This is a genomic window from Pseudomonas sp. NPDC089422 (assembly GCF_044749405.1).
Lineage (GTDB): Bacteria > Pseudomonadota > Gammaproteobacteria > Pseudomonadales > Pseudomonadaceae > Aquipseudomonas.
On sequence record NZ_JBIVHW010000021.1, the window covers coordinates 58,672 to 68,865 of the forward strand.

The 10,194-nt window shown below is 65.2% G+C and carries 7 protein-coding genes; 4 read left to right on the forward strand and 3 right to left on the reverse strand.

Translation table 11 applies throughout. The features are described 5' to 3' along the window. Positions 1–16 precede the first annotated feature (16 nt). The 4 genes from ACIPZ8_RS27120 (at position 17) to ACIPZ8_RS27135 (ending at position 4,146) form a co-directional block, all read left to right on the forward strand. On the forward strand, positions 17–2,392 hold the full coding sequence (locus ACIPZ8_RS27120) for an RND family transporter (RefSeq protein WP_400730021.1): 2,376 nt from the start codon (positions 17–19) through the stop codon (positions 2,390–2,392). Positions 2,393–2,459: 67 nt separating this feature from the next. After that, entirely contained in the window at positions 2,460–2,750 is a 291-nt protein-coding gene (locus tag ACIPZ8_RS27125) for a DUF5629 family protein (protein WP_400730004.1), read from the forward strand. Next, positions 2,716–3,846 (forward strand): lactonase family protein, encoded by a 1,131-nt coding sequence (locus ACIPZ8_RS27130; RefSeq protein WP_400730006.1) that lies wholly within the window; start codon positions 2,716–2,718, stop codon positions 3,844–3,846. The genes ACIPZ8_RS27125 and ACIPZ8_RS27130 overlap by 35 nt, the downstream gene beginning before the upstream one ends. Before the next feature lie 123 nt (positions 3,847–3,969). After that, positions 3,970–4,146 carry a hypothetical protein gene (locus tag ACIPZ8_RS27135; protein WP_294334498.1) on the forward strand — a complete coding sequence of 59 codons (177 nt, stop codon included), beginning with the start codon at positions 3,970–3,972 and terminating at the stop codon, positions 4,144–4,146. 64 nt (positions 4,147–4,210) lie between these two features. On the opposite strand, the gene ACIPZ8_RS27140 is transcribed toward ACIPZ8_RS27135, so the two are convergent. Genes ACIPZ8_RS27140 through ACIPZ8_RS27150 form a run of 3 tightly spaced genes read right to left on the reverse strand, consistent with a single transcriptional unit; the run spans position 4,211 to position 9,680 of the window. Beyond that, positions 4,211–4,804 carry a glutathione S-transferase gene (locus ACIPZ8_RS27140; protein WP_400730009.1) on the reverse strand — a complete coding sequence of 198 codons (594 nt, stop codon included), beginning with the start codon at positions 4,802–4,804 and terminating at the stop codon, positions 4,211–4,213. Beyond that, on the reverse strand, positions 4,801–8,445 hold the full coding sequence (locus ACIPZ8_RS27145; RefSeq protein WP_400730012.1) for an AAA family ATPase: 3,645 nt from the start codon (positions 8,443–8,445) through the stop codon (positions 4,801–4,803). The genes ACIPZ8_RS27140 and ACIPZ8_RS27145 overlap by 4 nt, the downstream gene beginning before the upstream one ends. After that, positions 8,442–9,680: an exonuclease SbcCD subunit D C-terminal domain-containing protein gene (locus tag ACIPZ8_RS27150; protein WP_400730015.1), complete on the reverse strand. Its 1,239-nt coding sequence runs from the start codon at positions 9,678–9,680 to the stop codon at positions 8,442–8,444. The genes ACIPZ8_RS27145 and ACIPZ8_RS27150 overlap by 4 nt, the downstream gene beginning before the upstream one ends. Between the last annotated feature and the right edge of the window lie 514 nt (positions 9,681–10,194).

Sequence of the window (10,194 nt, forward strand, 5' to 3'; positions counted from 1 at the left end):
CAGGGAGAGCATTACCATGCACCCGCACCATCAGGACAAGGCCACGCTGCTCGAACGCCTGATCTTCAACAACCGCCCGGTGGTCATCGCCCTGTGTCTGCTGGTCAGCATCTTCCTGTTCTGGCAGGCCACGCAGATCCGCCCCTCGACCAGTTTCGAGAAGATGATCCCGCTGCAGCACCCGTTCATCGAACAGATGATGGAGCACCGCAACGACCTGGCCAACCTCGGCAATACCGTGCGCATCTCGGTCGAGGCGGTCAACGGCGACATCTTCGACAAGGACTACATGGAGACGCTGCGGCAGATCCATGACGAGGTGTTCTACATCCCCGGTGTCGACCGCGCCGGCCTCAAGTCGCTGTGGAGCCCCAGCGTGCGTTGGAGCGAGGTCACCGAAGAGGGCTTCTCCGGCGGCGAAGTCATCCCCAACACCTACAACGGCTCCCAGGACAGCCTCGACACCCTGCGCGACAACGTGCTCAAGTCCGGCCAGGTCGGGCGCCTGGTGGGCAACAACTTCAAGTCCAGCATCGTCGATGTGCCACTGCTGGAAAGCTTCCCTGACCCGCAGGACCCCGGCAAGCAGGTCAAACTGGATTACCAGCAGTTCTCGCACCAGCTCGAAGAGAAGATCCGCGACAAGTTCCAGGCGCAGAACCCCAACGTGAAGATCCACATCATCGGCTTCGCCAAGAAGGTCGGCGACCTGATCGACGGCCTGGTGATGGTGGCGATGTTCTTCGGCGTGGCCCTGGTGATCACTTGGGTCCTGTTGTACTGGTTCACCTGGTGCATTCGCAGCACCATCGCCGTGCTCATCACCACCCTGGTGGCGGTGGTGTGGCAGCTGGGCCTGATGCACGCGGTGGGCTTCGGCCTGGACCCGTACTCGATGCTGGTACCGTTCCTGATCTTCGCCATCGGCATTTCCCACGGCGTGCAGAAGATCAACGGCATCGCCTTGCAGTCCAGTGACGCCGACAATGCCCTGACCGCAGCCCGGCGCACCTTCCGCCAGCTGTTCCTGCCGGGGATGATCGCCATCCTCGCCGACGCCGTGGGCTTCATCACCCTGTTGATCATCGACATTGGCGTGATCCGCGAGCTGGCCATCGGCGCGTCCATCGGCGTGGCAGTGATCGTGTTCACCAACCTGATCCTGCTGCCGGTGGCGATCTCCTACGTCGGTATCAGCAAGAAGGCCATCGAGCGCAGCAAGAAAGACGCGACCCGTGAGCACCCGTTCTGGCGCCTGCTGTCGAACTTCGCCAGCGCCAAGGTGGCCCCGGTGTCCATCACCCTGGCACTGATCGCCTTTGCCGGCGGCCTGTGGTACAGCCAGAACCTGAAGATCGGCGACCTTGACCAGGGCGCGCCGGAGCTGCGCCCGGACTCGCGCTACAACCAGGACAACAACTTCATCATCAGCAACTATTCGACCAGTTCCGACGTGCTGGTGATCATGGTCAAGACGCCGCCGGAAAGCTGCTCGATCCACTCGACCATGGCGCCGATCGACGAGCTGATGTGGACCATGCAGAACACCCTCGGCGTGCAGTCGGCGATCTCCCTGGTGACCGTGTCCAAACAGGTGATCAAGGGCATGAACGAGGGCAGCCTGAAGTGGGAGACCCTGTCGCGCAACCCGGACATCCTCAACAACTCCATCGCCCGCGCCGACGGCCTGTACAACGCCGACTGCTCGTTGGCGCCGGTGCTGGTGTTCCTCAACGACCACAAGGCCGAGACCCTGGAACGTGTCACCGCTGTGGCCAAGGCGTTTGCCGACAGCCACGACAAGGAGGGCCTGCAGTTCCTGCTGGCGGCCGGTAACGCCGGTATCGAGGCGGCCACCAACGAGGTGATCAAGTCGGCCGAGCTGACCATCCTGATCCTGGTCTACCTCTGCGTGGCCGTGATGTGCATGATCACCTTCCGCTCGTTCGCCGCGACCCTGTGCATCGTCCTGCCGCTGGTGCTGACCTCGGTGCTGGGTAATGCGCTGATGGCGTTCATGGGGATCGGCGTCAAGGTCGCCACTTTGCCGGTGGTGGCCCTGGGCGTGGGTATCGGCGTGGATTACGGCATCTACATCTACAGCCGCCTGGAAAGCTTCCTGCGTGCCGGCCTGCCGTTGCAGGAGGCTTACTACCAGACCCTGCGCTCGACCGGTAAAGCGGTGCTGTTCACCGGCCTGTGCCTGGCGATTGGCGTGTGTACCTGGATCTTCTCGGCGATCAAGTTCCAGGCCGACATGGGGCTGATGCTGACCTTCATGTTGCTGTGGAACATGTTCGGCGCGCTGTGGCTGCTGCCGGCGTTGGCGCGATTCCTGATCAAGCCGGAGAAGATGGTGGGCAAGGAAGGGGGCTCGATCTTCGCCCATTGATCTAACCCCGAGGGCCGCAACGCGGCCCTCGGGTTATACTGCCGGCTCATTTTTCATCGGTATTCCCATGTCCCCCCTCGCCACCGCCCTCGCATCCTGCGACATGCTCCTGATCGACGGCCTGCACGCCTTCGATTTCACCTGCGACGATTCCGGCCTCACCGTCGAATGTATGGACGGCCGCCAGCACCGCCGCTGGTCCTTCACCCCCGAGCAGCTCGCTGCCGCCGTTGGTGCCAATGATGAATGGCAACTCAACGATGCCCAGGGCGAGCATCGTCTAGTCTGTATGAGTGCCTTTCGCGCCCCGGATGAAGACGACGATGAACCGGATCTGGACGAGCCTGCTGACCGCTAGCCTGATGAGCCTGACAATCACCGCCCACGCCGCCACGTTGCTGGTGGGCAGCTACACCGATGGCCAGAGCCTGGGCATCTACCGCTACGCATTCGACAGCAAGACCGGGCAGATCGACCCGACGCCGCAACAGGTGGTCAAGAGCGTCAGCCCGTCGTGGCTGGTGCTGTCAGCCGACCAGCGCCAGTTGTTCGCGGTCAATGAAACCCCGAATGGCCAGGTCAGCAGCTTCAGTGTCAGCGCCAAGGGCGAGATCAAGCCGCTGAACCAGGTGGCCAGCCGTGGTGACGAACCGACCCACGCCAGCCTGAGCCGTGACCAGCGTTACCTGTTCGTTGCCAACTACGCCGTTGCCCCCGACCCGGGCGGCAGCCTGGTGGTGATCCCGGTGGCCAAGGATGGCAAGCTCAAGGACGTGGTGCAGCAGCTGCGGCACAAGCCCAGTGGCGTCAACCCCGAGCGCCAGGCCGGGGCCCATGTGCATTCGCTGGTGCTGTCACCGGATGGCCTGCATGTGTATGCCTGCGACCTGGGCGCCGACAAGGTCTTCATCTATCGCTACGACGGCGCCAGCGTCGATCACCCGCTGAGCCCGGCGATCCCGGCGTCGGTGGACCTGCCGCCCGGCAGCGGGCCGCGTCATCTGCTGTTCGATGCCAAGGGCCGGCATGCCTACCTGACGCTGGAAATGAGCGGCGAAGTGGTGATGTTCGACGTCAAGGATGCTGCCTTGCTTGAGCGTCAGCGCCTGCCGCTGACCGAGCAGCAGGCTGCCGCCGCCAAGGCCTCGGGTGGCCTGCACCTGTCGGCGGACGGGCGCTTCCTGTATGTCAGCAACCGCGGCACGGCCAACGAGATCGTGGTGTTCAGCGTGGGCAAGGACGATGGCCAGCTGACCTTCCTGCAGCGCCGCTCGGTCGAAGGCGACCACCCGCGGGAGTTCGCCCTGGACCCGAGCGACAACTTCCTGCTGGTGGCCAACCAGAAGAGCAACCAGATCGTGGTCATGCGTCGCGACCCGCGCAGCGGCAGGCTTGGCGAGACGGTGCAGACCTTCACCCAGGATGCGCCTTCGGACCTCAAGTTCTTCAAGTGACTATCGATACCGGTGATAACGCTTACCAGCGCAATGAATTTCTGCGGGCGACCTCAGCGGCGTAAGTTTGACCCAAGGCCCAAGCGGCTGAACGTCAAACCACACACGTCGAGGTCAGCCACCATGAACTTCAATCTCTTCCCCGTGATTGCCGCATCCGCCATTTCCGCGTCCGTCGTGCTGCCGGCCCATGCCCATGCCGACAGCAGCAAGACCACGGCCACCCACAGCTACACCGAGCAGTACCTGCGCCAGAGCGCGAACTTTCATGCAGCCTTGAGTGGCAAGCACAGCCACTGAACCATGCCTGACGCGGACCTTGTGGGAGCGGCCTTGCGTCGCGAAAGGGCCGCTCTCACAGGGTTCACTTGGCCATTACTGACTTGAACAGGTCCGAAGCCAACCACCCCTCCAGCCAGCTCCGCACCCGCGGATAAGCCGCCTCGGCGAACCACTGCGGTTCGACCCCGGCAAACTGGCGCATCAGGGGCAACAGGGCGGCATCGGCCAGGCTCGGGTGATCGGCCAGCAGGTGCGGCCGGTCTTCAAGCAACCCTTCAAGCTCTGCCAGCCAGGCCTCGGCCTGTTGGCGATAGTGCTCGCGCGAGTGCTCCGGATAGCGCTCGGCGTACTTGTACAGGTTCACCTGCGCCTTGAACGTGCTGTCGTTGCGGGCAATCAATGCCTCGGCGTGCTGCGCGGCGCCAGGGTCTGCGTGCAGGCGCCAGTCCTGCGGGTCATTCTGCTGCAGTGCCCAGCGCATGATGTCCAGGCTCTCTTCCAGTACGCCGGCACCGGTATCCAGCACCGGCACCGTGCCCTTGGGCGACAAGGCCAAGAGCGCTGACGGCTTGTTCTTCATCGCCACCTCGACGATCTCCACCGCGCAGCCGGCATAGCGCAGCGCCAGGCGCGCACGCATCGCCCACGGGCAGCGACGGAACGAGTAGAGGATCACCCGCACACCTCCACGTCGCTCAGGCCATTGCCCTGGCGGCGCACCTGGATCTGCACCGGAATGCGCTCGTGCATCTCCTGCACGTGGGAGATCACCGCGACCTTGCGCCCCTGCGCCTGCAGGCCGTCGAGAGCGTCCATGGCCAATTGCAGCGATTCCGGGTCGAGGCTGCCGAAGCCTTCGTCGATGAACAGCGACTCGATGCGCAGGGTGCTCGAGGCCATCGACGCCAGGCCCAGGGCCAGGGCCAGCGAGACCAGGAAGGTTTCACCGCCGGACAGCGAGTGCACCGAACGCAGCTCGTCGCCCATCTCGGTGTCCAGCACCAGCAGGCCCAGGGCGCTGCCACCGCGTTTGAGGCGGTAACGGCGCGCCAGCTGGCGCAGCTGGGCGTTGGCGTGGTGCAGCAGCAGGTCGAGGTTGTAGCCTTGGGCGATCTTGCGGAACACGTCGCCTGAGGCCGAGCCGATCAGCGCATTCAGCCGCGCCCAGCGCTGCCATTGCTGGTAGGCCTGCTCGATTTCCCCGGCCAGGGCCTGGCTCGCCTGTTGGCGGCGCTGGTCGTCGGCCTGCTGCGCGCGCAGTTCGGCGCATTGCTGTTCATGGCCGGCCAGCCGCTCGCGCAGCTCGCCCAACGCTTGTTCCAGGTCTTCGACCGACGCATCGACGCTCATCTGCGCGGCGTGTTGCTGCAGGCGCTGTGCGCGTTCCTGAAGCAGCACGCGGCTCTGCTCGATGGCCTTCTCGGCGCCTTGCAGGCGCTGGCGCAGCTCGCCCAGCTGGGCGTCGTCGATGGCCAGCAGGCGATCCAGCCCGGCGTCGTCCAGCTCCGGATGCTCGGCGCGCCACTGGGCGATTTCGCCCTGCAGCTGCTGGCATTCGCTTTCCAGCGCCTGTTGCTGCTGGGTGTTGGCCTTCAGCTCGCTGGCCAGCTGCACGCCCTGGGTACGCAGGTCTTGCAGGCGCTGGGCGGTGTCTGCCTCATTGATGCGGGCCTGCTCCAGCTGGCTGTCCATGTGCTGCTGCCAGGCTTCGGCGCTGGCCTGCTCGCCAAGCAGCTCGGCCAGCGCGGCCTGGGCCTGCTGACGTTGGGTGTCGAGTGCGGCGAGCTGTTGCTGCACCTGCGCCAGGGCTTGCACGCGGGCTTGCTGCTGGTCGCGCAGCTTGTCCAGCTGCACCTGGCGTGCCTGCTGTTCTTCTTGCTCATCCTTGCGCTGCTCCAGCTGTTGCAGGCGCTGGGCAATTTGCTGGTCGAGGGCGAGGAAGGCATTGGCCGGGTCATCGCTCAGGGCGCTGAGTACATCGCCCGGGAGCACGTTGGCCAAGTCCTTGAGACCCTGTTCCAGCTGCTGTTCATCGCTGGCCAGGGCCTGGTGCTGCTGGTCGAGATGGCGCTGGGCCTGTTGCTGGGCTTGCTGCGCTGCCTGCAGCTGCTGATTGAGGCGGGCGGCATCCTTCTGCAGGGCGAGCAGGGCGCTCTGGCGCTTCTCGTCCTTGCCGATTTCTTCGTCCAGGCGCCGCAGCTGGCTGTCGAGCCAGGCGCTGCGGGCCTTGTCGTCCTGCGGGGCGAGGGCAGGCCAAAGGCTGTGTGCCTGCAGCTGCGCCACCAGCGGCTGCAACTGCTCGCCAAGCTGCTGCTGTTGCTGCTGATAGTCCTTGAGCTGGGCGTTGACCACGCCGAGCTGGGTGCGCAGTTCGACCAACTTGCCGTTGAGGGCTTCGACCTGTTTCTGCGCGGCTTCTTCTTCAACCTGGTCATGGCGACCGAGGCTCTGCAGCAGGGCTTCAGGCTGATGGAACGGGTGTTCGGCACTGCCACACACCGGGCAGGGCTCGCCATCGCGCAACTGGCCGCGCAGTTCCTCGACGCTGGTATTGCGCGCCAGGCGCTGGCGCTCCAGCAACTGACGGGTGAGGTTGAGCGCCTGTTCGGCGGCTTCCAGTTCGGCCTTGGCTGCCGTGCCTTCGCCGATCAGTTGCTGGCGTTGCTGCATGGCCTGCTGCTGACGCTCACGCAGGGCATCGAGCTGCTGGCGCAGTTCCTGTTCACGGCCATGCAGGCGCGACAACTCCTCGACGGCGCGTTGCTGCTTGCGGTTGTCCTGTAGCATGTTGCCAAGCAGGTCGATCTGTTCGGCCAGGGCCTGAGGTTCGGCCTTGGCTTCGCGGAACAGCAGCTCGAAATGGTCGCGCTGGGTCTGCAGCTGGACATTGGCCTGGCTGGCCTGGGCCTGCAGGCCGGGCAGTTCTTCGCGGCCCTTGGCCAGGCGGCCACCGATCAGCATCACCTGCCTGAGTTGCGGCAGGTAGGCCTGCCAGGCATTGGCCAGGCCGGCCAGGTGCTGGCTGTCGGCCAGGGCGGTGTCGATCTGGGCCAGTTGCTGCTGGCTGCGCTGCTGGTGCTCTTCCGTTTGCTGCAGTTGCTGCTGGCCTTCGGTAACCTGCTGCGCTGCCTGATCGCAGGCGGTGCGTTGCCCCGCCAGTGCCTGGTCAAGACGTGCCAGGTTGTCCTGGCCGGCGAAGGCCTGGCGCAGGCGTGTGGCATTTTCGCTGTGCAGGGTCTGGCTTTGCGCCAGGGCCTCGCGAGACGCCAGCAGTGCCTGTTCCAGCTGTGTGGTGCGCGTTTGCAATTCGCCTTGCTGGCGCTGTTGCTCGGCGATCTGCGCCGCAACGGGGGCCAGTTGCTCGCCGAGCATCTGCTGGCGGTGGAACTGGTGGCGCTGAGGCGCCAGGCGCTCCAGGCGTTGCAGGTCGAGGCGCTGCTCAGCCAGCTGCTGCCAGCCCTGTTCGGCGGCTTGCAGGGTGGCATCGGCCTCGGCGTGCTGGGCCTGCAGCTGGCGTTGTTCATTGAGCCAGTTGCGTTGCTGCTCCAGCTGGCGCTCGCCGGCTTGGTCGGCCTTGAACTGCTGCAACGCCTGCTCCAGGCGCTGGTCGAGTTCGGCGCGGGCTTCGGCGGCCATCGGCAGCAGGTGGCTGGCCCGCTCCTTGAGGGCGTTGTGGGTTTCGGCGGTTTCCCGCGCCTTGCTGAAGGCACGCTGGCCCAGGCGGGTGTAGATGGCGGTGTTGGTGAGCTTTTCCAGCAGCTCGCTGCGTTCTTTGTCGTCGGCCTTGAGGAAGGCGCCGAATTCGCTTTGCGCCAGCATTACCGCGCGGGTGAACTGTTCGAAATTCAGGCCCAGGCGGGCTTCGATCAGTTGCTTGTATTCGTTCTTGCCGCTGCCCAGCACCTGTTCGCTGTCCAGGTCATAGAGGCTCTGGCGGCTGAGCTGCAGTTTGCCGCTGGCCTTGTCGCGGGCGCGGTTGGCTTCCCAGCGGGCGCGATAGCGGTGGCCGTCGATGCCGACGAAATCGACTTCGGCAAAGCCGCTGCCGGTGCCACGGCGCAGCAGGTTGCGCGGGTCGGACGTGGGGATTTCGCCGTCGGCGTCCGGCACCTTGGCTTCGCGGCCGATGTCGTTCAGGCGCGGCACGGTGCCGAACAGGGCCAGGCACAGGGCATCGAGCAAGGTGCTCTTGCCGGCGCCGGTCGGCCCGGTGATGGCGAACAGGCCGGCGCTGGCCAGGGGCTCGGCGGTGAAGTCGATGTCGACCGGGCCGGCCAGGGATGCCAGGTTCTTCAGGCGGATGGCGAGAATCTTCATGGCTGTTCCTCTTCCTGCTGGACGTCCTGTAGCAGCAGGGCGAAATCGGCCAGGGCCTGCTCGTCGACGGGGTTGCCGTAGGCCTGCTCCCAGGCGCGGCTGAACAGGTCCTGCGGGGTCATCTGGGCCAGTTCGACGAATGCCAGTTCATCGTCTGCGCTATTGTTACGGCCGGCGTATTCGGCGCTGATGCGGATCAACCGCACGGCCTTGCCCTCAAGCGCGGTTTCGATCTGCTGGCGCAGATCGGGTTGCGGCTCGTCCAGAATCACGCGTACCTCCAGCCAGGGCTGGCGGTTGGGGTCCTCGAGCAGGTCGATCACCGGCAGCTCGGCCAGTTGTTCGAGCAGTTCGCCCAGCGGCGCCGGGCCGACCCGCTGCAGGGCTACCGCGCGCGGAACCGGGCGCGGCTCGACACTGACCAGCTCGCTGCCCTCCAGTTCGACTTCCAGCACCTGGTGCGGGTAGTTGATTTCGGCGAACGACAGCGGGATCGGCGAGCCGCTGTAGCGGATGCGGCTTTCGCGGTTGACCTTCTGCGGCTTGTGCAGGTGGCCGAGCGCCACGTAGCTGATCGACTTGTCGAACAGCTTGGCCGGCAAGGCCTCGGCATTGCCGATGATCAGGCTGCGCTCGGAGTCTTCGGACACCGCGCCACCGGCCATGTGCGCATGGCTGATGGCGATCAGCGCCTGGTCCTTCTTGCGCTTTTTCTGCGCCGCGCCAATCAGCTGCTGGTGCACCTGGGTGATGCCTTGCAGGTAGTCGTCGCCCAGCTGCGGGCCGGTCACTTCGGCCGGGCGCAGGAAGGGCAGGGCCAGGCACCAGGCCGCGACCTTGCCGCGGCCGTTGGTCAGCGGAATCAGCAGGCGCTCGGCATCCAGCTGGCCCTCGTCGAGCCAGTGCACCCGGCCCAGCGCGTGGGTGCGCAGGCGGCGCATGAGCGCGGCGGGCAGCTCGATGCGCGAGCCGGAGTCGTGGTTGCCGGCGATCATCACGATGTCCAGCTTCGGCTGCTGCTCGTGGGCCTGGACGATGAAGTCGTAGAGCCGCTCCTGGGCTTTGACCGGCGGGTTGACCGTGTCGAAGATGTCGCCGGCGATCAGCAGCGCGTCCGGCTGGCGCAGGCGCAGCTGGCCGAGCAGCCAGTCGAGGAAGCAGGCGTGTTCGAAGTCGCGTTCCTGGCCGTGCAGGCTTTGGCCCAGGTGCCAGTCGGAGGTGTGAAACAGACGCATGAATGACCTGTCGGTGTCGTGTCAGCAAGCCGGGGGCTTGGCGTGAATGAGGGGCTTCGCGGAGCCGGGTATGGTAACCCAAGCCGGGGCGGCAGGGCAGGTAAGTGCATGCGCCGGCAATCGGTGTTGCCGGGTTCGGGCGACCCTGGGTGCGATGTGGATCACGTCCTACAAGTGTGCCTTCGCATTGAACATTTGGTCTATTGACGGTCTATATCCGATGTCCTAGTTTCCGATTTTCGAACAAAATTTCTAAACCCATGGAAGGGCGTATCGTACTTGGCATTGGCACAGCCTTGGCTGCCTTCGGGGTGGGCTGCCAGTAAACGGAGTTTTTTTCAATGGACCTGACCTTCGGTACCCCGCTCTCGCAAAGCGGCCGTCTGCTGCAACTGACCACCCCGTTGGGTGCCGATCAACTGCAGGCCCTGCGCGCCCACGGCGTCGAGCGCATCGGCCGCACCCCGCGCTACACCCTCGACGTGCTGGTGCAGGACACCGAGTTCGACCCGGA

What these genes read in the sequence shown, in the direction of transcription:
- ACIPZ8_RS27125 (WP_400730004.1), top strand. Translation starts at nt 2,460, where the DNA reads ATGTCCCCCCTCGCCACCGCCCTCGCATCCTGCGACATGCTCCTGATC.
- ACIPZ8_RS27145 (WP_400730012.1), bottom strand. Translation starts at nt 8,445, where the DNA reads ATGAAGATTCTCGCCATCCGCCTGAAGAACCTGGCATCCCTGGCCGGC.
- ACIPZ8_RS27120 (WP_400730021.1), top strand. Translation starts at nt 17, where the DNA reads ATGCACCCGCACCATCAGGACAAGGCCACGCTGCTCGAACGCCTGATC.
- ACIPZ8_RS27130 (WP_400730006.1), top strand. Translation starts at nt 2,716, where the DNA reads ATGAACCGGATCTGGACGAGCCTGCTGACCGCTAGCCTGATGAGCCTG.
- ACIPZ8_RS27135 (WP_294334498.1), top strand. Translation starts at nt 3,970, where the DNA reads ATGAACTTCAATCTCTTCCCCGTGATTGCCGCATCCGCCATTTCCGCG.
- ACIPZ8_RS27150 (WP_400730015.1), bottom strand. Translation starts at nt 9,680, where the DNA reads ATGCGTCTGTTTCACACCTCCGACTGGCACCTGGGCCAAAGCCTGCAC.